General features: G+C 71.3%; 26 protein-coding genes and 1 tRNA gene. 13 read left to right on the forward strand and 14 right to left on the reverse strand.

Annotated elements, in window-relative coordinates:
• Positions 1-28: 28 nt before the first annotated feature.
• The 8 genes from BJ971_RS40100 to BJ971_RS40135 all read right to left on the reverse strand — a co-directional run bounded on the left by BJ971_RS40100 (position 29) and on the right by BJ971_RS40135 (position 9477).
• Positions 29-739 carry a hypothetical protein gene (locus BJ971_RS40100; protein WP_184998473.1) on the reverse strand — a complete coding sequence of 237 codons (711 nt, stop codon included), beginning with the start codon at positions 737-739 and terminating at the stop codon, positions 29-31.
• Between the two features lie 95 nt (positions 740-834).
• Complete coding sequence (locus BJ971_RS40105; RefSeq protein WP_184998474.1) at positions 835-1467, reverse strand: GTP-binding protein; 633 nt, start codon at positions 1465-1467, stop codon at positions 835-837.
• The gene (locus BJ971_RS40110) at positions 1445-1927 is read right to left on the reverse strand and encodes a DUF742 domain-containing protein (RefSeq protein ID WP_184998475.1); all 483 of its coding nucleotides are present in this window, start codon (positions 1925-1927) and stop codon (positions 1445-1447) included. The genes BJ971_RS40105 and BJ971_RS40110 overlap by 23 nt, the downstream gene beginning before the upstream one ends.
• Complete coding sequence (locus BJ971_RS40115) at positions 1924-2394, reverse strand: roadblock/LC7 domain-containing protein (protein WP_184998476.1); 471 nt, start codon at positions 2392-2394, stop codon at positions 1924-1926. The genes BJ971_RS40110 and BJ971_RS40115 overlap by 4 nt, the downstream gene beginning before the upstream one ends.
• Entirely contained in the window at positions 2391-5144 is a 2754-nt protein-coding gene (locus BJ971_RS40120) for a sensor histidine kinase (RefSeq protein ID WP_184998477.1), read from the reverse strand. Before BJ971_RS40120 ends, BJ971_RS40115 begins: the two co-directional genes overlap by 4 nt.
• Positions 5131-6228 (reverse strand): hypothetical protein, encoded by a 1098-nt coding sequence (locus BJ971_RS40125; RefSeq protein ID WP_239087776.1) that lies wholly within the window; start codon positions 6226-6228, stop codon positions 5131-5133. The genes BJ971_RS40120 and BJ971_RS40125 overlap by 14 nt, the downstream gene beginning before the upstream one ends.
• Positions 6229-6700: 472 nt before the next feature.
• The gene (locus BJ971_RS40130; RefSeq protein ID WP_184998478.1) at positions 6701-8371 is read right to left on the reverse strand and encodes a DUF885 domain-containing protein; all 1671 of its coding nucleotides are present in this window, start codon (positions 8369-8371) and stop codon (positions 6701-6703) included.
• A 38-nt stretch (positions 8372-8409) separates the two neighbouring features.
• On the reverse strand, positions 8410-9477 hold the full coding sequence (locus BJ971_RS40135) for a PHP domain-containing protein (RefSeq protein WP_184998479.1): 1068 nt from the start codon (positions 9475-9477) through the stop codon (positions 8410-8412).
• Positions 9478-9591: 114 nt separating this feature from the next.
• Here BJ971_RS40135 and BJ971_RS40140 point away from each other — a divergent pair, with 114 nt between their 5' ends.
• Positions 9592-11433 carry a M48 family metallopeptidase gene (locus tag BJ971_RS40140; RefSeq protein ID WP_184998480.1) on the forward strand — a complete coding sequence of 614 codons (1842 nt, stop codon included), beginning with the start codon at positions 9592-9594 and terminating at the stop codon, positions 11431-11433.
• 22 nt (positions 11434-11455) lie between these two features.
• On the forward strand, positions 11456-12418 hold the full coding sequence (gene mtnA, locus BJ971_RS40145; RefSeq protein WP_184998481.1) for an S-methyl-5-thioribose-1-phosphate isomerase: 963 nt from the start codon (positions 11456-11458) through the stop codon (positions 12416-12418).
• Here the strand turns inward: mtnA and BJ971_RS40150 are convergent.
• Both BJ971_RS40150 and BJ971_RS40155 read right to left on the reverse strand, forming a co-directional pair.
• Positions 12415-12999, reverse strand: coding sequence for a DinB family protein (locus tag BJ971_RS40150; RefSeq protein ID WP_184998482.1), 585 nt, complete (start codon positions 12997-12999; stop codon positions 12415-12417). The genes mtnA and BJ971_RS40150 overlap by 4 nt on opposite strands.
• Before the next feature lie 42 nt (positions 13000-13041).
• Positions 13042-14010 (reverse strand): prephenate dehydrogenase, encoded by a 969-nt coding sequence (locus BJ971_RS40155; protein ID WP_184998483.1) that lies wholly within the window; start codon positions 14008-14010, stop codon positions 13042-13044.
• Between the two features lie 104 nt (positions 14011-14114).
• Here BJ971_RS40155 and BJ971_RS40160 point away from each other — a divergent pair, with 104 nt between their 5' ends.
• Positions 14115-15254 (forward strand): NHL repeat-containing protein, encoded by a 1140-nt coding sequence (locus BJ971_RS40160; RefSeq protein WP_184998484.1) that lies wholly within the window; start codon positions 14115-14117, stop codon positions 15252-15254.
• Positions 15255-15332: 78 nt separating this feature from the next.
• Here BJ971_RS40160 and BJ971_RS40165 read toward each other — a convergent pair whose 3' ends face one another.
• Complete coding sequence (locus BJ971_RS40165) at positions 15333-16064, reverse strand: M23 family metallopeptidase (RefSeq protein WP_311772858.1); 732 nt, start codon at positions 16062-16064, stop codon at positions 15333-15335.
• Positions 16065-16160: 96 nt separating this feature from the next.
• Between BJ971_RS40165 and BJ971_RS40170 the strand changes: the two genes are divergently transcribed.
• The 4 genes from BJ971_RS40170 to tadA all read left to right on the forward strand — a co-directional run bounded on the left by BJ971_RS40170 (position 16161) and on the right by tadA (position 17900).
• Complete coding sequence (locus BJ971_RS40170) at positions 16161-16559, forward strand: hypothetical protein (protein WP_184998486.1); 399 nt, start codon at positions 16161-16163, stop codon at positions 16557-16559.
• A gap of 67 nt (positions 16560-16626) precedes the next feature.
• Positions 16627-16830, forward strand: a complete 204-nt coding sequence (locus BJ971_RS40175; RefSeq protein ID WP_184999379.1) for a hypothetical protein — start codon at positions 16627-16629, stop codon at positions 16828-16830.
• Positions 16831-16929: 99 nt separating this feature from the next.
• The gene (locus tag BJ971_RS40180) at positions 16930-17454 is read left to right on the forward strand and encodes a tRNA adenosine deaminase-associated protein (RefSeq protein WP_184998487.1); all 525 of its coding nucleotides are present in this window, start codon (positions 16930-16932) and stop codon (positions 17452-17454) included.
• A complete protein-coding gene (tadA, locus tag BJ971_RS40185; protein ID WP_239087775.1) occupies positions 17454-17900 on the forward strand; it encodes a tRNA adenosine(34) deaminase TadA in 447 nt (148 codons plus the stop codon). The genes BJ971_RS40180 and tadA overlap by 1 nt, the downstream gene beginning before the upstream one ends.
• An 18-nt stretch (positions 17901-17918) precedes the next feature.
• On the opposite strand, the gene deoD is transcribed toward tadA, so the two are convergent.
• Complete coding sequence (deoD, locus tag BJ971_RS40190; RefSeq protein ID WP_184998488.1) at positions 17919-18626, reverse strand: purine-nucleoside phosphorylase; 708 nt, start codon at positions 18624-18626, stop codon at positions 17919-17921.
• 108 nt (positions 18627-18734) lie between these two features.
• Between deoD and BJ971_RS40195 the strand changes: the two genes are divergently transcribed.
• The 3 genes from BJ971_RS40195 (at position 18735) to BJ971_RS40205 (ending at position 21086) form a co-directional block, all read left to right on the forward strand.
• Positions 18735-18821: transfer RNA gene (locus BJ971_RS40195), tRNA-Ser, on the forward strand.
• A gap of 119 nt (positions 18822-18940) precedes the next feature.
• Complete coding sequence (locus BJ971_RS40200; RefSeq protein ID WP_184998489.1) at positions 18941-20341, forward strand: hypothetical protein; 1401 nt, start codon at positions 18941-18943, stop codon at positions 20339-20341.
• Positions 20342-20606: 265 nt separating this feature from the next.
• Positions 20607-21086, forward strand: coding sequence for a hypothetical protein (locus BJ971_RS40205; protein WP_184998490.1), 480 nt, complete (start codon positions 20607-20609; stop codon positions 21084-21086).
• Positions 21087-21155: 69 nt separating this feature from the next.
• Here the strand turns inward: BJ971_RS40205 and BJ971_RS40210 are convergent, their stop codons facing one another.
• A complete protein-coding gene (locus tag BJ971_RS40210) occupies positions 21156-21569 on the reverse strand; it encodes a glutaredoxin domain-containing protein (protein ID WP_184998491.1) in 414 nt (137 codons plus the stop codon).
• An 872-nt stretch (positions 21570-22441) separates the two neighbouring features.
• On the opposite strand from BJ971_RS40210, the gene BJ971_RS40215 reads away from it, so the two are divergent.
• The 3 genes from BJ971_RS40215 to BJ971_RS40225 all read left to right on the forward strand — a co-directional run bounded on the left by BJ971_RS40215 (position 22442) and on the right by BJ971_RS40225 (position 23705).
• The gene (locus tag BJ971_RS40215; protein WP_023562955.1) at positions 22442-22651 is read left to right on the forward strand and encodes a hypothetical protein; all 210 of its coding nucleotides are present in this window, start codon (positions 22442-22444) and stop codon (positions 22649-22651) included.
• Positions 22652-22756: 105 nt separating this feature from the next.
• A complete protein-coding gene (locus BJ971_RS40220; RefSeq protein WP_184998492.1) occupies positions 22757-23281 on the forward strand; it encodes a DUF6886 family protein in 525 nt (174 codons plus the stop codon).
• Between the two features lie 94 nt (positions 23282-23375).
• Positions 23376-23705, forward strand: a complete 330-nt coding sequence (locus tag BJ971_RS40225; RefSeq protein WP_239087774.1) for an STAS domain-containing protein — start codon at positions 23376-23378, stop codon at positions 23703-23705.
• Positions 23706-23761: 56 nt separating this feature from the next.
• Here the strand turns inward: BJ971_RS40225 and BJ971_RS40230 are convergent, their stop codons facing one another.
• Positions 23762-24400, reverse strand: coding sequence for a flagellar brake protein (locus BJ971_RS40230; RefSeq protein ID WP_184998494.1), 639 nt, complete (start codon positions 24398-24400; stop codon positions 23762-23764).
• Positions 24401-24467 lie beyond the last annotated feature (67 nt).

Below are 24467 nucleotides of genomic sequence, written 5' to 3' on the forward strand. Positions count from 1 at the left end.
CGGCGCCGCCGCATGGCGGCGCCGGTTTTCACTCCTGCGAGCGAAGCAGGGACGGGTTGTCGCGCAGCAGCGCCGCCAGGCGCCTCGCGGCGGCCTGCGCCTCCTCCGTGTCGACCTGTAGCGGGATCGGCTCCGGCAGCGGGGCCGGCATGCCACGCTGCTCCGGCACCGACTGGGCGCCGCGGCGGGCCGCGACCGGCTCCTCCGGCGCGCGGTGCTGCTCCGCGTGGACGCGGCGGCTGGTCTGCGGCGGGACCGGGGGCGGCGGGGTCGCCGCGAACGGGTGCGGCGCGAACGTCTCCTGCGCGCGCGGCCCGGGCTCCTCGTAGCGGTCGTAGCCCTGGTCCGCGGCCGGGTAGGAGGGGTGGCCCTGCTCCGCCGGCTGCTCGAACACGTAGCCGTAAGGCGGGGTGTACGGCTCGGGATCCTCGGCGTCGATGTCGAAGTCGGCGTGCCGCGGCGACGTCGGTGCCGCCTCGGCGACCCGATCGGCCACCGAGTTGTCCGCGCTGACCTGCACGATGCCGTCCTCGACCGCGAAGTGCAGCAGCATCGGGTCACCCGCGCCCTCGACACCCACCGTCACGCCGAGCTCGGGGTAGCGGCCGACGACAGCGGCGATCGCCTCGACCAGCTCCGTCACCGACGGCGGGGTGCCGTTGACCTCCCCCGCGGCACGACGACGCAGCTCATCTCGGCGCGCCAGCTTGTCGAGCGCGTCGTCTAATCCGCCTCGCACGTCACCGTCCTCCCGTCACACGCAGTTGCCCGTACACACTTTGCCCGCTCGACGGGTGGTTTGGGAACCGGGCACGGAGCGAGTCGGCGAACACCTTACGACGTTCTCATCTTCATGGCCTTATCGAGGGCCTGGTCGAGCACCACGAGGAGAGCATCCCGCACCGATCCCCGAAAGCGGGCGTCAAACTGGACAACCGGCACCTCGTCACGCACGGCAAGGGCCCAGCGCACCTCGTCCAGGTTGTAGCCTAGCTGTCCGTTGAAGGTGTTGACGCCGACGACGAACGGCAGGCCTGCCCGCTCAAAGTAGTCCACCGCGGGATAACAGTCATCAATCCGGGTCGTATCAACCACGACGAGTGCGCCGAGGGCGCCGCGCACCAGGTCGTCCCACATGAACGCGAAGCGGGTCTGACCGGGCGTGCCGAACAGGTACAGCTTCAGCGTCTGGTCGATCGTGACGCAGCCGAAGTCCATCGCGATGGTGGTCGTGGTCTTGCCGGCCGCCTGGCCCGGGTGGTCCACGCCGACCCCCGCCATCGTCATCTCGGCCTCGGTGGTCAGCGGCGAGATCTCCGAGATGGCGCCGACGGTGGTGGTCTTGCCTACGCCGAAGCCGCCGGCCACGATGATCTTGACTGGCACGGGCGGCTTGGCCCGCCGCGGCGCGTCGGGTACGCGCGCGGAGCCGAAGGCCCTGTTGTCAGGAAATGGATCGAAGTCCACGGATCACTCGCATGATGGTCTCAGGGTCGGGGAAGTCGCTCTCCAACACGTGAACGTCCAGGTGCCCGGCGGCCCTCAGGTCGCCGACGAGGATCCGGGTGACGCCGAGGTGCATCCGGAGCCGCGCGGAGATCTCTGCGACCGACAGCGGCTCGTCGCAGAGGTGCACGATCGCCCGCTGCTCGGGCGAGAGGCGCGCGGTCAGCGCGCCCGGGTGGGTGCTGACCTGGGTCTCCAGGCCGACGTTCGGGTCGAGCCCGTCGACGCGGCCGGACGTGATGACGAACGGCCGCAGCGACGTGGTCTGCTCGCCCGGCGGGGGCGCGGGCGCAACGGGCTGGTGCGGCACCGTCGGCAGCGCCGCCTGGTGCCGTCCGCCGGACCCACCGCTGTGCAGGAACGGCCGGACACCGGGCGCCGCCGGGTGTTCCGGGTCGTCGGGGTCGGCCGAATGCCTCATTGCTGGACGGCGTTCTTCAATTCAGCGATGAGGCGCGGGCTGAGGGCACCGCCGGCGCGGGTGGCGAAGAGCGTCATCTCGTACGCCAGGGTGCCGAGGTTGGCGGTCCGGTCCGCGATGACGCCGAGGACGGAGCCGGCGCTGATCGCGGTCACGAGCAGGTAGCCGTCCGCCATGTCGATGATGACGCGGTTGAGGCTGCCCAGCGCGTACCAGCTGGCCGCGCCGCCGGCGAGGCTGGTCAGGCCGGAGACGACCGCCGCGAGGCGCTCGGCGTTGGGCCGGTCCTTGATCGCCGACATCGCCATCAGCAGGCCGTCGGAGGAGACGGCGATCGCTTCGACGACTCCCGCGGTGCCGGACGTGAACGAGTCCAGCAGCCAGTTGAACGTCTTCGCCTCGGCGCTCAGCTGTGACTGCGCAAAGTCCTGACCGTTGCCGGTTTCGGTGGAGTAGGGGGAAGTCATCGCGGTTGTCCCTCTGGTAGTGGCTGCGTTTCACTCATGGCGCGTGCGACGCCGAATTCGAACTGCTCCATCGCGGCCCGGGCGGCTTCCGGGTCGAGCGGCTGCGGCGGGGAAGCCGGTGCCGGGGTCTTCGGGGAATCGGTGGCCGGCAGCGTCGCGCCCGGTACCCGCCGGGTCAGCGGCGGATGCCCGGCGGCGGGCGGCGAGGACATGTCCTGCTCGATGACGTCCCACTGCGCGCGCGACACCCCCGCCTCGAAGGCCTCGAACGCCTCCCGGGCGGCGAGCGCGTCGTCCGAGGTGGGCGTCGGCGCGGCCGTCGGCCTCGGCCCGGCCTCGATCGGCATCTGGTTGCCGGGCACGCGGCGGCGCAGCGGGCCGGCGGGTGCGGCGTTGCGCGCCTCCGGGGAGTGCGGCTGGGCCGGCTGCTGGTCGGCGATGGGCTCGAGCCGCTGGTGCGGGAGCTGGATGGCGTCGGAGGCCGTTGACATGATGATCGGTCCCTCCACGACGATGGCAGGCTCGGGCTCGATGAACCGGCCCGCCGAGGGGAGTTCCAGCGGCGGGAAGCGCCCGGCGACGGGCGCGCCGGAGATGTACGGTGCCGCCGGCGCCTGGATGGCCGGGCGCGGGGCCGGCAGCTGCGGCAGGGACCGCGTCGTGCTGCCGTGCGGTGCCGCCTCGAGCGCCGGTGCGGCGGCACGGACCGGCGCGAACGCGTTCCATGACCGGCCGGCCTGGAGGGTCTTCGTGGCCCGGTTCAGCACGTTGGCGTCGAACGGCTGGGCGCTGCCCGGCACCGACCGGCCCGCCGAGCCGGCGAACAGCGGGCCGAACTCGGTGTGCTGGCTCGGCACGGTCGCGTGGATCGGCCCGAGCTGGATGCTCGGCAGCGGCTCGGGGGCCGCCACGAGATGCTCGGGGCTGAGGTCGACCCAGACGGTGATGCCGCCATCGGGGGTGTCGGCGAGGGTGACCTCGATGCCGTGCCGCCGGGCGAGGCGGCCGACCACGAACAGGCCGAGCACCTCACTGGGCGCCAGGTCGAGGCGCTCGCGGTGGGTCAGCCGGGAGTTCTCCTCGGCGAGGCGCTCGGGCGTCAGGCCGAGGCCCTGGTCGATGATCGCCAGCCGGGCGCCGCCGCGCAGCTCGGCGGCGGAGATCCTGACCCGGGTGTGCGGCGGCGAGAACGACGTCGCGTTCTCCATCAGCTCCGCCAGCAGCAGCGTCAGGTCGGCCAGGACGGCCGGCACGATCACGATCTCCTCGGGCACGTCGAGGTCGACGCGGGTGTAGTCCTCGATCTCGGCGAGGGCCAGCCGGACGACGTCGGAGAGCGGCATCGGGGCCATGTGGTCGTTCGCACCGACGGCGCCGGAGAGCACGACCAGGCTGGACGCGTTGCGGCGCAGGCGGCTGGAGAGGTGGTCGAGGCGGTACAGCTCCCGCAGGCGGTCGCTGTCGGTCTCGCGCCGCTCCAGGCTGTCGATCAGGGCGAGCTGGCGGCCGACCAGGTTCTGGGTACGGCGGCCGACGTGGCCGAACATCTGCGCGACGTTGCGCCGGCCGGCGACCTGCCGCTCCACCAGCTTGGCGGCGGTGTTCTGCACCCGGTCGAAGGCGCGGGCCAGGTCGCCGATCTCGTCCTGTGCCTGCACGTCGACGGGGTCGAGGCGGATCGGCCGGGCGTGCTCGAGGTCGTCGTCGGCGACCCGCTCGAGCTCGGTCTCCGCGGCGCGGGCGATCCGGTCGGCGGAGAAGGTCAGGCGGCGCAGCGGCCGGGCGACCGCGCGGGCCATCATCAGCGACAGCGCGACCACGACCAGCAGCAGGAACAGGGTGCCGCCGCCGACGACGCCGGCGACCCGCAGGGCGCTGTCCCGGCTGTCCTCGACCGCGACGTCGACGTCCGCGGCGACCCGCTTCTCCACGAAGCCGCCGAGGACGATGACCGAGCGCATCGCCGGGAAGAGCGTCTGCGGGTTCAGCAGCTTGACTGCCGCGTTCGGGTCCGTGGCGGCGGTGACCAGGAACCGGTTGCCGACCCGGGAGGAGAACGCCTCCAGCGCGCCCAGGTACAGCTTGTACTGGGTGTCGGTGAAGTACGGCTTCGCGCTGCTGATGACCAGCCGCAGCTGCGCCAGCGTGGTGTAGAAGAGCCCGACCAGGGAGGCGTTCTTGGTCACCGCGGCGGCGGTCAGGTAGGCGATGGCCTGGCTGACCATGTCGTCGGTGCGCAGGGACTGCTCGAGGGCGTAGATCTGCCCGCCCGTCGAGGTGGTCAGGTCGGCGCTCTTCGACAGCGACAGCGCGTCGAAGAACGGCGTGATCACCGCGGTGAACTCGGTGACGATCAGGTCGGGCCGGATGGTCCGGTTGATGACGCTGGCCCGGGTGGCGTCCAGCCGGGCCAGGCCGTCGACGGCGTCGAGCAGTTCCGCGGGTACCGGCTGGTCGAGGCGCTTGAGACCCTGGATGCGATCGGTCGTCTTGGCGCTCTGCACGACCAGCTCCGGCGCCTGGATCAGGCCGAACAGGTAGCCGACGGAGAGCAGGCGCTCCTCCTGGAGCTCCTGCACCGCCGATCCGACCTGGGTGGCGAACTCGACCTTGTCGGAGATCGACTGCGCGTCGCGGGCGACGTCGACGCGGTTGACGACGATCGGCACGGCGAGCGCGACGACGCCGATCAGCGGTACGAGGACGAGCAGCGTGAGCTTGCCGAGGATGCGGAACCTACCGAAGAGCACCGGATCGCTCCCGCCTTGTCGCGTTGTCGTCGTACGCGGGCGCCGTCGCGCCGAGGTCGCGCCCGGCGGAGTCGGTGGCCTCGTCCCGTGCCCGGCGGCTTCGGCCGGTCAGCGCCGTCACGACCGCGGCGGCGACGAGCAGGACGGCCGCGCCGCCCGCGGCGAGGGCGACCAGCGCCTGCGAGTCCAGGTCGTCCATCCGGTCGCTGAGCAGCGCCGTCATCTCGCGCGAGACGATGCCGGAGAGGTTACCGAGGGAGACCTGAAGCTGGCTCTGCGCGGTGGCCATGGTGGCCGTGTTGGGGATGCCGCCCGGGTTGGCGCCGCGGGTCAGCGACTCCACCCCACGGCGGAACGAGTCCAGCCCGCTGACCAGCTCGCCGCTCAGGGTGGTGCTGCTGGTGTCGTCGACGGCCGCCTGGAGGTTGTCGGTCAGGCTGTTGACCGTGGAGTTGACGGACTGCACGGCGGCGCCGAACTGCGGTGCGAGCTGTGCCCGTAGCTGCGGGCTCGCCTCGGCGACCAGCTTGCTGAGGTCGCCCATGCGGCTGACCTGCACGACGGCGGCGGGCAGGTCGACCGCGATGGCCTGCTGGAGGTGCGAGACGTCGTTGTCGGGGTCGCGGGTCAGCTCGGAGTTGTCGCGCACGGTGTTGTAGAGGGCGAGCGCGAGGTCGGTGACCTCGACGTGCGCCTGGAAGACGAGCAGCGGGCTGCTGGTGGTCTTCGGCAGCTTGTCGATCTTGTCGCGCAGGTCGGTCCAGCGTTCCCGTGTGCGCAGGGTCTCGCCGAGGCGCTGATCCACGGCGGCGACGCCGTTGACGGCGGCGTTCAGTGAGCCCGGCGCGGCCGTGACGCCCGCCAGCGCCGAGGACTGTGCCTCGGCCAGTGAGCTGACCAGGGGTGCCAGGGCGGCGACGTACTCCACGCCCTGGCGCTCGAGCTCCGTGCTGTCCCGTTGGTCGGCGAGGGTGCCCCAGACTCGTGCGAAGAGGATCGCCGCCGGGACGAGTATCAGGACCGTCAGAACAGCCGCGAGCGCAGGGCGCAGACGTGTTCGACGGTTGTCCACCGAGACTGACATTGCCAATTCCTCCGCCATGCATCCGCGATAGACCGTTTTGGCGGCTACCCTCCGTAGCCGTGCGGGCGCAACCGATCCGGGTCAATCTATCCGAGAAATATTCATGCGACCCCTTTCCAAGGGTCAGAGTTGGCTCGGCTGATCGGGGGATACGCCTACCGGGCGCAATGGTTGTACTACGCGGAGAAAAACGGCCCCCAGCAGCGGCGGGGCGCGGTGGCTTTGCGCGCGGAGGGGCGATGCTTCCCGTCCGAATCGCGCAACTGCCGGCATGGCCCGAGCGTTCCACAATGGAATAGATCAAGAGGTCCCGCGGCAGTCACCTTTTGGTAACGAACACATTACGTAGTGCGAGAATCTTGCGGAGAGTGATTGAGCGCACACGCTAACGGTCCCGCGATTTGGACCATTTCGTGAGAATGCCCGCCCGGCGGAGAGCCGGGCGGGCCGATGCGAGGCGCGAAGCGGGCGCTCAGAGCCGGTCGAGCGCCTTACGGAGCGGGTCCAGGCCCAGCGCGCCGAGGTTGAGCGCGTCGCGGTGGAACGCCTTGAGGTCGAAGTCGGCGCCCTTGCGGGCCCGCGCGTCATCACGGGCCTGCATCCAGATCCGCTCGCCGACCTTGTAGGACGGGGCCTGCCCGGGCCAGCCGAGGTAACGCTTCCACTCGAAGCGCAGCACCTCCTCGTCCATCCGGGTGTGCGCCCGCAGGAACTCCCAGCCAAGCTCCGGCGTCCAGCGCTCGCCCGGGTGGAAGCCGAACGGGTTGTCGCGGGGAATCTCCAGCTCCAGGTGCATGCCGATGTCCACGATCACCCGGCTGGCCCGCAGCGCCTGCGCGTCGAGCATGCCGAGCCGGTCGCCCGGGTCGGCCAGGTAGCCGAGGTCGTCCATGAGCCGCTCGGCGTACAGGGCCCAGCCCTCGCTGTGCCCGGAACAGAAGCAGAGCAGCCGCTGCCAGCGGTTGAGCAGCTCCGCGCGGTAGATCGTCTGCCCGATCTGGAGGTGATGGCCCGGCACGCCCTCGTGGTAGACCGTGGTGGCCTCGCGCCAGGTGGAGAACTCCGTCATGCCCTCGGGCACGGCCCACCACATCCGGCCCGGCCGGCTGAAGTCCTCGCTCGGCGCGGTGTAGTAGATGCCGCCGTCGCTTGTCGGCGCGGTGCAGCACTCGACCGTCAGCACCGGCTCGGGAATGTCGAAGTGGGTGCCGTTCAGCTCGGACACCGCCTTGTCGGCCAGGGCCTGCATCCAGTCCCGGAAAGCGTCCTTGCCGGCGATGCGGCGGGCCGGGTCGGCGTCGAGCGCCGCGACCGCCTCGTCGACGCTCGCGCCGGGGCCGACGATCTGCGCCGCGACGACGCGCATCTCGGCCTCGAGCCGGGCCAGCTCCTCGAAGCCCCACGCGTAGGTCTCCGCCTGGTCGACCCGCGCGCCGAGGAAGTACTGCGAGGCGCGGTCGTACAGCTCCGGGCCCGCGGCCTGCTTCTCGCGGCCCAGCGGCGCCAGCTCCGTACGCAGGAACTCGCCGAACTCGGCGGTCGCCGTGGTTGCCGCGGCGGCGTTGCGCCGCAGGTCGGCCGCGAGCGCCCCGTCGGCCTTGAGCCCGTCGGCGAGCCGGTGGAAGAAGTTGTCGCGGGCCGGATCCGTCCACGCGGCGCACTGCTCGCCGACCTCGACGAGCTGCACGCTCGCGCTGATGTTTCCCTTGGCGGCCTGCTCGAGCAGCGTGCGCCGGTACTGCTCCAGGGCACGGGGGAAGGCGGCGAGGCGCGCCGAGATGTTGGCGATCGCCTCCTCGCCCTGTGTCGGCATGAGGTCGAAGACCATGCGCAGCTCGTGCACCGGGCTCGCGATCACGTTGACGCCGCTGGCGACGTCGCCGGCCTCGAGGCGGGCCAGCTCGAGACCCAGCCGTTCCTGCATGGCGTCCTTGGCGACGTTCTCCGCCTCGGTCTCCGGCTCGATCGGGTCGAGCTCGGCCAGCGTGCGCCGGGTCAGCTCGGCGTGCGCCTCGAAACCCTCCGGCGAGAGATCGTCGAGTCTGTCGTCGTGGCCGGGCACGCCGATGAAGGTGGCGCCGGACGGATTGAGCGGTGCCCAATCGTCGACGTAGCGGTTCGCGAGGTCGTCAATCTGTCCCACGCGCCGACCCTACGGGAACCCGGTGCCGCCACGCCGCCCTAATTACCCGGGTCGTGGCCCGCGGTCCACTCCAGCAGGCGGTCGGCCGGCCAGGAATTCACCACCCGATCCACCGGTACGCCGCAGAGCGCCGCACGCTCGCACCCGTACCGGAGCCAGTCGAGCTGGCCCGGAGCGTGCGCGTCGGTGTCGATGCTGAACAGGCAGCCGGCCTCGACCGCGACGGTGAGCATCCGCTTCGGCGGATCGAGCCGGTCCGGCCGCGAATTGATCTCCACGGCCTTGCCGTGCTCGACGCAGGCGCCCAGGACGGCCTTCACGTCGAAGTCGCTGGGCGGCCGGGTCCGCCCGGCCCGGTGACCCTTGTCGCCGGCGCCGCTCGCCGCGACCTTGCGGCCGGTGAGGTGGCCGAGGATGTCAAGGTGCGGATTGGCGATCGCGGCCAGCATCCGGCGGGTCATCTTCGCCGAGTCGTCGCGCAGGTTGCTGTGCACCGAGCCGACCACCACGTCCAGGCGGGCGAGCAGCTCGTCCTCCTGGTCCAGCGACCCGTCGGCGAGGATGTCGACCTCGATGCCGGTGAGGATGCGGAAGCCCTCCGGCAGCGCGGCGTTCAGCGCGGCCACGTGGTCGAGCTGCCGGCGCAGGCGCTCGGCGGTCAGCCCGCGGGCCACGGTGAGCCGCGGCGAGTGATCCGTGAGCACCAGGTACTCGTGGCCGAGCTCGACCGCCGCGAGCGCCATCTCCTCGATCGGCGAGCCGCCGTCCGACCAGTCCGAGTGCGAGTGGCAGTCGCCGCGCAGCGCCTCCCGCAGCGCCGCGGCCGCGCCTTGCAGGTCGGTGCCCTCGGTGGACTCGATGCGCCGCAGGTAGACGGGGACCTCGCCCTGGAACGACTCGGTCACGCAGCGCGCGGTGACCTCGCCGACGCCGGATAGTTCGGCCAGCGTGCCGGCGGCCACGCGCTGCTCCAGCTCCGCCGCGGGAAGGGCGGCGACGGCCGCGGCCGCCGACCGGAAGGCCTTGACCCGGTACGTCGCCTCGTTCGCGCGCTCCAGCAGGAAGGCGATGCGCCGCAGGTCGGCGACCGGATCACGGGATGCCATGCCGCCCAGAGTAGAGCGGCGGGCCGGCGCGGACGGGGTTGCCGGGGTGAATCTTGATCGGTATCTTCCCTGCCCTGTCCGGTCCGCCGGGCGTTGCCACGGGGAGGAAACGTCATGCTGCGCGCCGCCGCGTCCGTCGTCATGCTGCTCGGCTTCTACGTCGTCGCGCTGCTTCAGCTCCTGGCCGTGCTGGCCCTGGTGGCCTGGATCTCCGTGGAGTGGAGCGCGACGATCGGCATCAAGCTCGGCCTGCCCCTGCTGTTCGCCGTCGGCGCGACCGCGGTCGGCCTGTGGCGGGCGATCCGCACCCGGCCCGAGCCGATGCACGGGCTGATCGTCGCGCCGCACGACGCCCCCGAGTTGTGGGGCCTCGTGCAGGCCCTGGCGACCGAGGTCGGCACCCGGACGCCCGACGAGATCCGGCTGGTGCCGGAGGTCAACGCGGCGGTCAGCGAGGACGCCCGGCTGCTCGGCCTGATCGGCGGCCGGCGCCGGCTCTACCTGGGCATGCCGCTGCTCCAGGCCCTCTCCGTCGACCAGCTGCGCTCGGTCGTCGCACACGAGCTGGGGCACTACTCCGGGCGGCACACGCGGCTGGGCGCGGTCGCGTACCGGGGGCGGCTCGCGATCGGGCACACGATCGGCCGGATCGGAGCATGGAACCCGGTCGGCTGGGTCTTCCGCGGCTACGCGCGGCTCTACCTGCTCGTCGACAACGCCGCCTCGCGGCGCCAGGAGCTCGACGCCGACCGCGCGTCGGTGCGGGTGGCCGGCCCGGACGTCGCCACGTCCGCGCTGCGCGAGCTGCCGGTCATCGACGCGGCCTGGGACTTCTACTTCGGCGCGTACGTGTCGTGGGGCTGGGAGGCGGGCTTCGCGCCGGACGACATCTTCGGCGGCTTCGGCGCGCTGGTCGCCGCCCGCCACGAGGAGCTGGCGAAGATGCGCGGCGAGGAGCCCGAGGAGCACCGGTCGCGCTGGGACACCCACCCGTCGAACACCGAGCGGATCGCGGCCATGCGCGCCGCCCCGCAGGTGCCGCACCCGGTCGACGGCCGGCCGGCCGGTGCGCTGCTGCCCTCGATCGCCGTCGCCGGCGTCGCCCTGCAACAGGCCGTTGTCGAGGTCGGCAGCCGTCAGGTGCTGCCCTGGCCACAGTTCACCGCCGCGGTCGCCACCGCACGCCTGCAGCGCAACGCCGACCGGATCTTCCGCTCGCTCGGCCGGCTCACCGGCGTGCCCGACCCGGGCCTCGGCACCCTCTTCGACCTGGTGGCCGCCGGCCGGCTCGGCGAGCTCGCCGAGGAGTTCCACCCGGACGTCACCCGCGAGGAGGCGGCGGTCAGGTTCGCCGCCATGATGGACATGCTCTTCGTGCTCGCCGCGGTCCGGTCCGGCGCCGCGTACTGGCGGCACTCGTGGTCGGCGCCGGTCACCCTGACCGACGCGGACGGCGCCGAGGTCGACTTCGAGGAGATGGCGAAGCTGGCGGTCTCGCCGGACACCGTCGAGCAGGCCCGTGCCCGGCTCGCCGGGGCCGGCGTCCGGGTCGAGGCGGCCGCGATCGTCGAGCGGGCCGCCACCGCAACCGGCGCGGGCGTCGTCGGCGCCCTGGCCAACTTCAAGATCGACGGCGTGCACAGCGACGTGATCCTGCTCGACCGCGGCTTCGTCTTCGTGCCCGGGCCCAAGTCGACCGACAACGGCAAGGACCGGCTGAAGGCGCTGATCAGCTCGGGGCCGGCCGAGGAGCTCGCCAAGCGTTACCACTTCCTGCCGTACGAGGAGGTCGCCACGGCGACGATCACCAAGCGCAGCCCGGTGCGGGCCGAGCTGCGCCTGCACGGCGGCGCGGTGATCGCGCTGGAGGGCCGCTGGACCGGCGAGGAGCTCGGCAAGAGCCAGGACGCCCTGCTCGCGGTCCTCGACCGGATCGTCCAGCGCTCGACGGACTGAGCGAGGCCTTAGGCTGCGCCGCATGCGGACGATCGACTGGGCGGACGGCGCCATCGAGATCATCGACCAGACGGCGCTGCCGGAGGAGCTGCGGGTGCTGCGGCTGGCAACGGTCGCCGAGCTGGTCGCGGCGATCCGGTCGCTGGCGGTTCGCGGCGCGCCCGCGCTCGGCGTCGCCGGCGCCTTCGGGGTGGCGCTCGCGGCCCGGCAGTTCGCCGGCGACGACGCGGCGCTCGCCGACGCCGTACGCCTGGTGGAGCATGCCCGGCCCACGGCGGTGAACCTCGCGTCCGGTGCCCGGCGGGCCGCGGCGCGGCTGCCGGCCGGGCCGGACGCCGTGCTGGCGGAGGCGTGCGCGGTGCGCGACGAGGAGATCGCCGCCTCGGCCGCAATGGCCGCGCTCGGCGCCGACCTGATTGTCGAGCTCTGCGGCGCGCGACCCCGGCTGCTGACCCACTGCAACACCGGGCGCCTCGCGGCGGTGACCGGAGGCACGGCGCTGGGCGTGGTGACCGAGCTGCACCGACGCGGCGCGCTCGCCGGGGTGATCGCCAGCGAGACGCGGCCGCTGCTACAGGGCGCCCGGCTGACCGCGTGGGAGCTGAGCGAGGCGGGCATCGACTTCCGGGTGGCCGTCGACTCGGCCGGCCCGTTCCTGCTGGCCCGGGGCGAGGCCGACGCGGTGATCCTCGGCGCGGACCGGATCTGCGCGAACGGCGACGTGATCAACAAGATCGGCAGTTACGCGCACGCGCTCGGCGCGCGCCGAGCGGGACTGCCGTTCGTCGTGGTCGCGCCGGAGTCGACCGTGGACACCGGCACCCCGGACGGCGCCGCGGTGGAGATCGAGGACCGCGGCGCGGCCGAGGTCACCGGCTACTCCGACGCGGTGAATCCGGCCTTCGACGTGACGCCGCACGACCTGGTCACCGCGATCGTGACGGACCGGCGGGTGGTCCGCCTCGACCGCGGCGAGCGTCTTTAGGCCGGCTGCCCGGCCGCCGGCTTCCAGGGCTTGATCCACGGCGATTCCGGCCAGCCCTCGGCCGCGGCCATGATCGGGTACGCCGTGCCGCCGTCCAGGGCCTCGCGGATGATGTCGGCGTGCCCCGCGTGCCGGGCCGTCTCCTGGATCAGGTGCAGCAGCACCCAGCGGACCGACCAGTTGTCCAGGTCCTTCGGGTTCCACGGCACCGAGTGGTCGACCGGCACGTCCTGCCCGAGGTCCGCGATCTCGGCGATGGTCCGCTCGGTCCGGGCGGCGACCCGGTCGTAGTTCGCGAAGACGTCCTCGATCGTCTCGTCGTCCCGGAGGGCGAAGTTGTCGGCGTAGGCCTGGTAGTCCAGCTCGCGCGGCTCCCGGCGCACCGTGTCGATCCAGTTCTCCTCGGTCGACGAGCAGTGCTTGATCAGGCCGCCGACGGTCAGTTCGCTCGCGGTGGGCGCGGCGCGCAGCTGCTCGGGCGTGAGCCCGTACGCGGTGAGCCTGATGACGTGACGCATCTGGGCGAGGTAGGCGAGCAGGCCCTCCCGCTCGTTGGCGATGGCACCGACCTGACCAGGCATTGGCCTGTCTCCTGTCCTGTTGTCCGGGCTTACCGCCCCAGCCTAGGAACCATTGCGGTCAGTTTCCGGCCGCAATCCCATGACCTTGCCGTCTTTTATCGCCGAGACCCACCCGCCGGCCCGGCCCAGCGCCAGCAGCGCCTCGACGTCGGCGGGCACCTCGACCGGCTCACCGGGCCGCGGTGGCCAGGCCCGCCGCAACTCGCTGGACGGTCGCAGCCCGGCGGTCAGGGCCGCGATCGGGTCGTCGAGCTCCAGTTCCCGGGCGAAGGACGCCAGGTCGTCGATGACCGCGGCCAGCACCTGTCGCACCGCGGGCGCGTTGCCGCCGCACATGGCCGCGATCAGCTCGGGCCGGGTCGCGGCCACCCGCGTGCCGTCCCGGAACGATCCGGCCGCCAGCGTGCCGGCCAGCGGGTTGCCGGCCAGCACGCCGCTGAGCGCGGCGGCCAGCAGGTGCGGCACGTGGCTGATCCCGGCCACCGCCCGGTCGTGTTCCGCGGCGGTCACCGGCACGACGCGCGCACCGAGCCGGGTGAACAGCCGGGCGAGTGCCAGCCAGTCGGCGGGGTCGGTGTCGCCCGGCTCGAGGCAGAGCACCCAGGCGCAGCCGTCGAAGAGCCGCGGATCGCCGGCCGCGAAGCCCGAGGACTCCTTGCCCGCCATCGGATGGCCGCCGACGAACCGGCGATCGCCGATCAGGTTCCGGACCGGTCCCTTGACCGAGGTGACGTCGGTGATCAGCCCCGGGTAGCCACCGAGGCCGGCCAGGACGCCGGGTATCGCCGGCAGCGGCACCGCGAGCACGGCGACCTCGGTGTCCGCGACGGCCTCGGCGATGCTGTCGGCCACCCGCCAGGCGTCCGTGCTCCCGGACGACCTCGCCTGTGCCCGGGCGGCCTCGCGGGTCTCCGCGCCGGCGTCGTAGCCGGTGACCCGGTGTCCGTCCGCCGCGAGGGCCCGCAGCAGGGAACCGCCGATGAGACCGAGTCCGATGACCGCGACATTCACGCCGGAGACTCTTGCACACCCCTTCGATATCAGCCGTAAGTACGTGTCGCTTTTCGTCCGTTTCGCCACTAGATAGCCATGATCGATACGTTTACGTTGATCATGTGACGTACAGGGGCAAACTTCTCGTATCCGGCATCGTGTGCGCCGTCCTCGCGACGCTGACGACCCCGGCGAAGGCGGCACCCTCCGAGACGCCCGACGCCGTGCCGGGCTTCAACGGGACGGTCCTCGCGGTGGCCTACTCGGGCAACACCGCCTACGTCGGCGGCGACTTCACCGCCGCGCTCGTCAACGGCAAGCTGGTCAAGCGGTCCAGGCTGGCGGCCGTCGACGCGGTGACCGGCGAGCTGCTGCCCTGGGCGCCCGCCGCGGACGGCCGGGTCAAGGCGCTGGCGGTCAGCGGCTCCTCCGTCTATGTCGGCGGCGACTTCGGCTCCGTCGGCGGGCAGCGGCGGGACAGCCTCGCGCGGCTCGACGCCAGCAGCGGGGCGCTGTCCGCCACGTTCGACCACGCGATCGACGGCCGGCCGTACGCGCTGGTGGCCGGCAACGGCCGGCTTTACCTCGGCGGGACGATCACGGGAGTCGACGGGCAGGCCCGGTCCGGGCTGGCCGCGTTCGACCTGAGCACCGGCGCCCTGGACGGCAAGTGGAAGCCGGCCGTCGACAACCAGGTCGAGTCGCTGGCGGCCGGCGCCGGGCGAATCTACGTCGGCGGCAGGTTCCGCAAGGTCAACAGCACCGCCGGGTACGACCGGCTGGTCGCCCTCGACCCGGCCGCCGCCAAGATCGTCACGGGCTTCCGGCCGAGGTCGCCGGTCATCACCTTCGCCATCGCGGTCACCGCAGGCGGGGTGTACGCCGCCAACGGCGGCCGCGGCGGTACGGCGACCGCGTACAGCCTCACCGGCACCACCCGCTGGACCGCGACGTTCGACGGCGACGCGCAGGCCGTCGCGGTGCTGGGCGACACGGTCTACGTCGGCGGGCACTTCGACGCGGCCTGCCGGACGGCCCGGACGGGCACGAACGGCGTGTGCATCGACGGCGCCGACGACCGGGTGAAGCTCGTGGGGCTCGCGGTCGGGGACGGCCACCTGCGCGACTGGGCCGCCGACGGCAACGGCATCGAGGGCGTCCTCGCGATGGCCGTCAATCCCGGCCTTGCCGCCGTGGCGGCCGGCGGCGCCTTCACCACGATCGGTGGGCGGACGCAGAAGCGTTTCGTGCAGTTCAGCTGAGGTCGCTCAGCAACGGGCATTACTCCGCACCGCGGGGCCGCATCCCTTTGGGCGAGGGATGCGGCCCCGTCCCGTTGCTCAGGCCTTGCAGTCGTGCGCCTTCTTCCAGGCCGCGACCTCGGACACCGGGCTCTTGCCGCCGTTCTTGCGCCAGGACTTCAGGTAGTCCGCCGGCCAGATCACGCCGCGGCGGACCTTCCAGTCGCCGGTCCTGGCGCACGGCGGCGAGATCCCGTAGTGCAGGTGGCACACGCCGTTGGCGTTGCCGGTGTGGCCGACGTCGCCGACCCGCTGGCCCGCCTCGACCCGGACGCCCGCCTTGATGCCGGGCGCGATCCGGCTCAGGTGCGAGCCGTAGTAGCGCACGCCGTCGTCGCCGACGATCGAGACCGAGAGGCCGCCGTTGAGCGGGCCGTCCGGCTTCCCCTTCACGTACGCGTCCGTGCGGCTCACCTCGAGCACGACGCCGCTGGTCGTGGCCACTGCGGGCTCACCGCAGTCGGCGAAGATGTCCGTCGCGGGGTATTTCGAGTGGGTCGGGTGGAACGCCACGTTCGACGCCTTCACCGGGAAGACGTATTTCACCCGCACCGGCGCCGTGCTCGTCGCCGGTGCCGAGCTCGTCGTCGGCGCGGCGCTCACCGTGGCCGCTGGGGCGCTCTCCGGGGAGGCCGCGTCCGCGGCCGCCACCGGCGACGGCACCACGAACTCGGGCGTCACCGTGGCCGCCGGCGTGCCGCCGGGCGAGCCGCAGGCGGCGAGCGAGCAGGCCGCGACGGTCAGGACGGAGAACAAACGCAGGGAAAGCACCGGGCCATACTGGCAGAAGTCATCCATCAGCGCCGACCTACCGGTGCTGGATAGGCTGGCCGTCACTGGCCGGCGAACCGGATGGAGGGTGCGACGATGGCCGAACAGCACGGAGCCTGGCACGGTGCGGCCCAGCCGCCCGCCGGCTGGCTGCCCGGTCGCCCGCCGCCGCCCCGCGGGCTCCCGCCCGGCCCGCCGCCGCGCCCGGTCTACCGCGAGCCGCACCCGGTCGGCGCCGGGCCGCTGCTCGCCGGCGCCGGCGCGACCCTGGTGTGGTTCACGCTGTTCGGCTCGCTCGGCCGGGACCTGCTCGGCTATGCGTGGTGGACGATCGCCGCCGCGATCTCGGCCTGGGTCGTCGCCGCCGTGCTGGCCGTGCTCGGCGACCGCGGCACGGCCACCGGGGTTGCCCTCGTCGCCGCGGTCGGTCTATCGATCGCCGCAAGTGTCATCGCGGTGCGCTGGATCACCACCAACGACTGGCCGCTGTGGTGAATGTCCAGCTCTGCGCCGGTGTGTCATCGACGAAACGTGTACCTGTGGTGGCGCAGCGCACTCGGCCTTGACGAACGTCGCGCCGCTGGGCACGCTCGGCTTCATGGCCCACGTACCGCAACGGCTCGACCCGGATCGTCGCCGTCGCCGTCTTGAGTTGTTGGCCGCCCTGGCCGATGCCAAGTCGGCCCGCGAGCACAGCCAGCCCCGGCGACTGCGCGGTGCCCGGCTCCGCGAGTTGATCGCAAACCGCCGTCGCCTCGCGAACTGAGTTTTCCGGCTTTGGCCTCCTTCGGGGCGTGGCGCTGCACTTGCGCCGCGCCAACGGCTACCGTCAGGCGCTGAGGACCACAGTTCCGTGGGGGGATTCGTGTCGATTTTCGCTGCCGCCGTCGTTCGGGGCAAGAACGGGTGGACGGCGTCGGAGCTGGAGCTCGCCGGCCTTGCCGATTTGGACGAGGTCGTGGACCGGCTTCGCGACGCCGAGCCGGACGCAGAGCTGTCGCTGCTCTTCGTCGAGGCCGACGATCAGTACCTGGTGATTCTGCGCCTCGATGAGGGCGAGGACCTGCGCGTGTTCGGCTCCGACTCGGCGTACGCCGACGAGTCGCGGCTCGGTGCGCTGCTGCTCGCCGACATCGAGACGCCCGCGCTCGAGCTGGACGACCTGGCGACGCCCAGGACCGCCTCGGACGACGACGAGGACGACCGTCCGGCCGCCGACCCCGACGCCGACCCGGTCGGCGACGTCGAGATCCTCACCGATCTCGGTGTGGGCTCGCACCGGCTGCTGACGCTGTGCGGGCTGGAGGGCATGCTGCCGGCGGACGTCACCGCGGAGATCTGCCAGAAGCTGGGCTGCGGCGACGAGATGGAAGAGCTGCGCGAGGCCTGATGCTCCGTCCGAAGCACGAGGAGTGGATGCGGCGGGCGCTGTCCGTCGCGTCCGCATCGTCGGAGGACGTCCCGGTCGGCGCCGTCGTCTACGACCCGGACGGCGTGGAACTGGCCGCGGCCGGCAACGAGCGCGAGCTGAACGGCGACCCGACCGCGCACGCGGAGATCATCGCGCTGCGCCGGGCCGCCGTGCTCACCGGAAGCTGGCGCCTCGAGGGCTGCACCCTGGTGGTGACGCTGGAGCCGTGCACGATGTGCGCCGGGGCGCTGGTGCTGGCCCGGGTGTCGCGGCTCGTCTTCGGGGCCTGGGAGCCGAAGACGGGTGCGGTGGGCTCCCTCTGGGACGTGGTCCGGGACCGGCGCCTGAACCACCGCCCAGAGGTGTACGCGGGCATCCTGGAGGACGAGTGCGCGGCGATGCTGCGCACGTTCTTCCGGCCTTAGGCGATCGCGCTCCCGGCCTCAGCTGATCGCGGTGTCCAGGCCGATCTGCACCATGTCGGAGAAGCCCTGCTCGCGCTGGGCGGAGTCCATCTTCTCGCCGCGCTTGATGTGGTCGCTGACCGTCAGGATGGTCAGCGCCTTGGCGCCGTAGCGGGCCGCGATCGTGTAGATGGCGGCGGACTCCATCTCGACGGCGAGCACGCCGTAGTCGCAGAGCGTGTCGTAGAGGTCGGGACGGTCCGTGTAGAACGCGTCCGCGGCCAGGATCGGACCGACCCGCATCGCGATGCCCCGCCGCTCGGCAACCTCGGCCGCGGTGCGCAGCAGCGAGAAGTCCGCGACGGGCGCGTAGTCGATGAGCCCGTCGAACCGGACCCGGTTCATGTTCGAGTCCGTGGCGGACCCGATGGCGGCGATGACGTCACCGAGCTGGAGGTCCTCGGCGAGCGCCCCGCAGGAACCGATCCGGATCACGGACTTGACGCCGTACTCGTTGATCAGCTCGTGGGTGTAGATCGAGGCCGAGGGCATGCCCATGCCGGAACCCTGCACGGAGACGGGCACGCCCTGCCAGGTGCCGGTGAAGCCCAGCATGCCCCGTACCTGCGTGTAACAGACGGGGTCCTTCAGGAACGTCTCGGCGATCCACTTCGCCCGCATCGGATCCCCCGGTAGGAGGACCCGCTCGGCGATGTCGCCCGGCTGCGCGCCGATGTGCACACTCATGACCTGGATCCTGCCAGGCGGGCCGGACGAAGGCGCGATGACCTCAAGGTTCACCGCAGGAGCCGACCCGGCCGCGAGGCTCGCCGGGCGTCGGGTAACCTACTTCGCGGTGGTGTGTCCGAGCGGCCTAAGGAGCACGCCTCGAAAGCGTGTGAGGGTGCAAGCCCTCCAAGGGTTCAAATCCCTTCACCACCGCTCATAGCAGGCCCGGTGACTCTCAGTGAGTCACCGGGCCTTTGCGCGTGCGGTCTTGGTCGCCCCCTACATCTTGCGGTTACCGGGTAGTCTGCCGCCGTCCAATACACGGGGGATTCATGATTTCTTATATCGGGCGGTTCACTGCCCTGCTCGCGATCGGCGCCGGCGCGCTCGGGTCGGCGGTGACCAGTTCACCCGCGGCCGCGGCACCGGCGAAGCCGACGGTCGTCCTCGAGCACGTCAGGCTGACGCCGGGCGGGGTGGGACAGAGCCCGTTCGTCGGGCTGCGACGCGCGGGTGCCGCCGTCACCCTGCACGACGTCGTCGTGGAGGTCGACGGAGGCGATGTCTCCCGCTTCGCGACGGTCCTGCCGTTCCCGGGCGACGACGGATGCACCGTGACCGGCGCCCGGCTCACCTGCCGGCTCGGCGAGAGCCGGATCAGCCAGGGGTACGCGGCCTTGGTCCCGCTCCGGGTGAAAGGGCTGGACTCCGCCGCGGTCGGCGACACCGGGACACTCACCACCACGGTCACCAGCCGGGAGTTCGGCGCGGCGGTGCGGCGCTCCACGGTGACGGTCGCCGAGTCTGTGGCCATGGAGCCCGGTGGTTTCATCAACCGCGACGTCCGACCCGGACAGCGGGTCGGCCTGCCCTTGACGCTGCGCAACACCGGCGCCCAGCCGATCACGTCGACCGTCATGTGGTTCTACCGCGAGGCGATGTACCAGTACCCGCAGAGCTTCAAGAACTGCGGGTACGGCACGAAGCGGATCGTCTGCCGGTTCGACGACGATGTACCGCCGGGTGCGACCTACCGGCTGTCCGAGTCGTTCGCGGTGACCGTGCGCAAGCAGGTGCCGGCGCCCGGGACGATCGGCCAGAGCTTCAGCTGGGGCACGCCGGCCGACGCAAAGAACGCACTGGACGACTTCGGTGCTGAGCAGCCGAGGAACGGCACCGGCAGCGTGCTGCGGCTGGTGCCGTCGCAAGGAGAGGCCCCTGCGTCCACGCCGGGCCAAGGTGCACCGCAGACCACCGGCAGCATCTTCGACCCGGCGCAGTCGGTGTTCTTCAAGGTCATCGGCCGCAACGTGGCCGACCTCGCCGCGATCGGCGCCGACGCCCGCGGCAAGCGCGGCAAGACGATCACGGTCAAGGTCGGTGCGAAGAACCTCGGCCCGGCCTTCGTCTTCGGCATCACCAAGCCCGCCGCCGTGGTAATCGTCAGTCGCCCGAAGGGTACGAAGGTGGTTTCCGTCCCGGCCGGTTGCCTGCCTTCCTCGAAGGGCAAGGTGGTGCCGAGGAAGGACCCGCGCGGCGCCGCCGAGTACCGGTGCGTGACCACCGTCAACCCGTTCGAGGTCGGCAAGCGGATCACCTGGGCGTTCAAGCTCCGGATCGACAAGAAGGGCGCGCTGACCGGCCGCGTGCGCGTTGTCCCGTCCACGGTCGACGGCAAGCGCACCAACGACACCGCGAAGCTGCGCATCAACCCGCCGGCGAAGAAGAAGTAACGCGACGCCGCGGACGCCCGGCGACTCTCAGTGAGTCGTCGGGCGTTCTCTCGTTTGCCGCGCATGACGATGTCGTCCCGTACCAAATGCATTCAGCATTTCATTGATGCATCGTAGTGTTCGACAAGGGGCGCATCATTCTCTGGATCGGAAAGACGCATTTTGAGGATGGGGGCTCCCATCGTGCGCAATACTCGTTGAAGGCCTTCCCGGGCTGGCCGTTCGCCTGGATTGTCTGGCCTATCAATTAACGAGGAGAATTGTCATGAACCTGTCATGCCCACGATCCACGGTGCTGCGCACCGCAGCCGCAACAGCACTGGTGACGGCGACACTCGGCGCCGCTCTGCCGAGCGCCGCGCACGCGGCTCCGAGCGATAGGCACCGAGCTCCGGGCGATATCAGTGTCAATGTGACCATCGAGAATAATTCGGCGGTGGCACTCACGCTCGCGAAAAAGGGCTATAAGGTCAAGGAGGGTAGTGATACCACCGGCGCCGCGATTTCTGTTCCGTCGTTCAGCTCCGACCTTGTCACTACCGTGTCGAACGAGGATGAGGGTGGCACTGCGGGATCTCTCAAATACAAGATCCCGAAGGGAAGTGTCGAAATCAGGTGGAGCAACCCCTATGAGGGAGAGGGCTCATACACCTGCTATGCGTTCCCGGAGGACGACTTCAATTGCAGGGTCGACGCCGATGATGACGCCCATGCCGATGTGACGTTCACCGTCACCGGCGGCTGAGGTCGTCTCACCACCGAACGCCCGGCGAACTCATGGAGAGTCGCCGGGCGTTCGCTCGTTGGTCTCCGCTCAGCGGGCAAGCAGCTGCTTGCGTAGCCACAGCGGGTCGGGGTTGACGTGTGGCACGCCGGCGAGGATGACCGTCGGGACCGTCTCGTTGCCGTCGGCCACCGCGCGTACCGCCGCCGCGGCCTCCGGGTCGCGCCAGATGTCGACCCAGTCGGCGCGGCTGCCGGCCGGGCCGAGGGTTGCCCGCAGGCGCACGCAGAACGGGCAGCCCGGACGCCAGTAGATGACGGCGCGGCCGTCCTCGGCGCCTCGGCGCTGGATCTGGGCCTGGGTCACCGGGCGGGGAAAGATGAGCGGGGAGCCGAGCGCCGCCAGGGCGGCGAAGACCACGACGACGGTCACGGAGCCGGTGGCGACACCGAGCGCGGCGCCGGCGAGCAGGACCGCACCTGCGAGAGTCCATCGACGGAGCATGAGCCGACGCTACGCCAGGCGCGCGCCCTCTCGCGGCCACGCGTTGCGCGCGTTTCGGATCCCGCCGGGCCGCCCGGCACCGGATTCCACGCCCCACCGGCGGGGGTCACCCGCCCTGGACGGGTGAACTTCTTCCGTTCGAGGCTCCGGCCGCGCCATCCGGGCCGCCCGATCGCTGCGGGGTCACTCTGGGTGAGTCCGAGGATGCCGGGCCGTGCGGGCTCCGTTGCGATCCGGGGTGTGCAACCGGCGGCCGTGTTCCGGCGCCGCGCGCGACCCGGCCGCGACGTGGCCCCGCCGCATGCCGGGCCGGTCACCGCCGCGGCGGCGAGGCGCGGCCGGCGGAGTCGCCGGTCCGCGGTTTGCGCTGGCAGAGGCCGAATCGATCCGGCCGGGCGCGGCCGTCGTCCGGCTCTTTCGGCGATCTCGCCGGTAGGTGGCGCCGCCGGCGGGGTGGCGGTCACCCGCCCGGGTGCGCCGACTCCTGGGCCGGTACGCGCGGCCGCGGCACTTCGCGGGGTTTCACACGTCAAAGCCGTTTTGTCGTCGATCACGCACCGTGTCAAGTTTTGCTGCTCCGACAGGTCACCACGCCCGAGATCGGTAGTATTTCGCCGCTCCGTATTCATGATCAAATTCGCTGATCAGGTGACAGGTGGGCGTTGCGACCGTTTCGTCCCTGGCGGACCGGCGTTGGTACCTGGGAAGATTACTCAAAGTGACAGCGAGCACGCCGCCCTAATATGTCGCGTCTTTGCAAGGCGTTGCGCCGGAATCCACCGGATCGGACAACCCGTCCTAACCTGGCGGCGAAAAAGATTCACAAGACGGCCTCGCGCAGAGGTGTCGATGTCTGCCCTAAGGTTGGTCAGGTGAGAGTTGAGCATCACTGGTGGAATGGTGACATCCGGCTCGCGCGCCGGGATGTCTACGTCCGCACCGACGGAGAAGTCTGGGAGGTCGAAGCTCAGATGGGCGGGCCTCAGGGCAAATCCAAGGTGCAGCAGTGTCCGGGAAAGGCGTCCGCGCTGATCCTGGCCGACGCGTGGCGTGGGCCACGCTGGCAGTGGCGCAAGCTCTAGGCGCCAGGAGCCTGGCTGCGCCGCATGCTTGAACTTCTCGGCCAGCCAAGATTTTCGATCGGGCCGGACCCCGCGGGGTCCGGCCCGATGTGCTAAACCTCGGTCGTGCGTCCCCCTCCCGGCCAGGTCCTGCACTTCTCCGAGGACCCGTGCATCGGCACCTTCGTGCCGCACGTCGCGGCCACGGCGCGGCAGAGCGAGGCGTACGTGTGGGCGGTCGACGCCGAGCAGGCGCCCGCGTACTGGTTTCCACGTGACTGCCCCAGGGTGCTCGCCTGGCCCGGCCCCGCGACCACGGCCGCCGACCGCCGCCTGCTCTCGGACGGGCGCGTCCATGCCGTCGAGTACGGCTGGCTGCCGGCGCTGCGGTCGGTGCGCCTCTACGCGTACCGATTCGACGCGGGGCCCTTCGCGCCGTTCGGCGCGCCGCAGCCGCACGCGATGGTCGCGACCACGACGGTGACACCGCTCGGTCCGGCGGAGCCGGTCGGCGATCTGCTCTCGTTGCACGAGGCCGTGGGCATCGAACTGCGGCTCGTGGCGAACCTGTGGGCGTTCATGGATGAGGTCGTCGGCAGCTCGCTGGAGTTCAGTGGCATCCGGCTGCGCAACGCCACACCACGTAGGTGAACCGGCGGACGAACTGTCCGCTAGCGGTCGAGTGGGTTGATCTAGCCTGTGAATCTACCCAACCAGGACGAAAGTGATGCTCATGCAGGCCACTGTGACTGACACCCGTTCCGATGTCGCCGTGCTGCGCCTGAGCGGCGAGCTCGATGCCAACACCGCAAACCAACTGCACAAACTGCTCGCGGACCTGCTGGAGCGCCCGGTGCCGCGTATCGTCGTCGACCTCAACGACCTGAAGTTCTGCGACTCCGTCGGGCTCAGCGCCTTCATCACCGCCAAGCAGGTCATCACCGCGCGGGGCGGGTGGCTGAGCTTCGCCGGAGCGAACCAGTTCCTGTCCACGCTGCTGGAGACGGTGGGGCTGAGCAAGTACTTCGCGATCTTCCCGGAGGTGGACGACGCGATCGCCGCGGCACAGCTGTAGCCGGCCGGGTCCCCTCGACCCGGCCTCGGGCCGTTGGCCGCCGCCCGGGCCAAGGCTCAGTCCGTGCCGCGGCGCCGCTGCTCGTGCAGCTGACGGAAGACGTACCTGCGGATGTCGTCCGCCTCGCCCATCTTCAGATCCGCGAACCGGAGGCCGAGCTCGGTCGGCCTCTCCTCGTCGCCGCGGCGCATGCGGACCACCGTCGCCGACGCGGAGAGCTCCCGCCCCGGCTCGAAATCCGCGACCACGTCATCCCCACGGCTGAAGTTGATCTCCGTGCCCGTGTAGAAGCAGCGCATCCCGCCCTCGCTGAGGTCGACGGCGGTGACCGCGAAATCGACGCCCGCGTGCCGCACGACCACCGGCAGGCTCACGTTGGCCCGTACGAAAGAGCGCCGTTGGGTCTTCTCCGGCTGCGCGGTCAGGCGGACCAGCCAGGTCGGTGCGGGGCTTCCGTTGGTCTCCAGGATCGCGATGGGCGCCTGCTGGAGCTGGCTGCCCTCGCCCCAGACGAGCAGGCCCCGCTCGCCGGCGTCGGGCCGCACTATCCGCCCGGTACGATCCATCGGCTCGCGCAGCAGCACGGTGTCGGCGGTGACGGCACTGATCACCGCGGCGAGCGGCTCAGGGCGCGAGTCGAGAGTGACGTCGACGAGATCGTTGATGTCGGGCAGGTCCGCGAGGGTAGTGCTCACCTGGTCCTCCCCCCACCGTTGCGTCTGCAAACGGGTGTGCGGGCACCTCCCTACTGGGAACGATAGC

It is taken from the genome of Amorphoplanes digitatis, assembly GCF_014205335.1.
Classification (GTDB): domain Bacteria; phylum Actinomycetota; class Actinomycetes; order Mycobacteriales; family Micromonosporaceae; genus Actinoplanes; species Actinoplanes digitatus.

Bases quoted from the DNA above. Each gene is read 5' to 3' on its own strand.
- BJ971_RS40110 (WP_184998475.1), bottom strand. From the start codon at position 1,927: ATGAGGCATTCGGCCGACCCCGACGACCCGGAACACCCGGCGGCGCCC.
- BJ971_RS40115 (WP_184998476.1), bottom strand. From the start codon at position 2,394: ATGACTTCCCCCTACTCCACCGAAACCGGCAACGGTCAGGACTTTGCG.
- BJ971_RS40125 (WP_239087776.1), bottom strand. From the start codon at position 6,228: ATGTCAGTCTCGGTGGACAACCGTCGAACACGTCTGCGCCCTGCGCTC.
- BJ971_RS40135 (WP_184998479.1), bottom strand. From the start codon at position 9,477: ATGGCATCCCGTGATCCGGTCGCCGACCTGCGGCGCATCGCCTTCCTG.
- BJ971_RS40140 (WP_184998480.1), top strand. From the start codon at position 9,592: ATGCTGCGCGCCGCCGCGTCCGTCGTCATGCTGCTCGGCTTCTACGTC.
- mtnA (WP_184998481.1), top strand. From the start codon at position 11,456: ATGCGGACGATCGACTGGGCGGACGGCGCCATCGAGATCATCGACCAG.
- BJ971_RS40150 (WP_184998482.1), bottom strand. From the start codon at position 12,999: ATGCCTGGTCAGGTCGGTGCCATCGCCAACGAGCGGGAGGGCCTGCTC.
- BJ971_RS40170 (WP_184998486.1), top strand. From the start codon at position 16,161: ATGGCCGAACAGCACGGAGCCTGGCACGGTGCGGCCCAGCCGCCCGCC.
- tadA (WP_239087775.1), top strand. From the start codon at position 17,454: ATGCTCCGTCCGAAGCACGAGGAGTGGATGCGGCGGGCGCTGTCCGTC.
- deoD (WP_184998488.1), bottom strand. From the start codon at position 18,626: ATGAGTGTGCACATCGGCGCGCAGCCGGGCGACATCGCCGAGCGGGTC.
- BJ971_RS40200 (WP_184998489.1), top strand. From the start codon at position 18,941: ATGATTTCTTATATCGGGCGGTTCACTGCCCTGCTCGCGATCGGCGCC.
- BJ971_RS40205 (WP_184998490.1), top strand. From the start codon at position 20,607: ATGAACCTGTCATGCCCACGATCCACGGTGCTGCGCACCGCAGCCGCA.
- BJ971_RS40210 (WP_184998491.1), bottom strand. From the start codon at position 21,569: ATGCTCCGTCGATGGACTCTCGCAGGTGCGGTCCTGCTCGCCGGCGCC.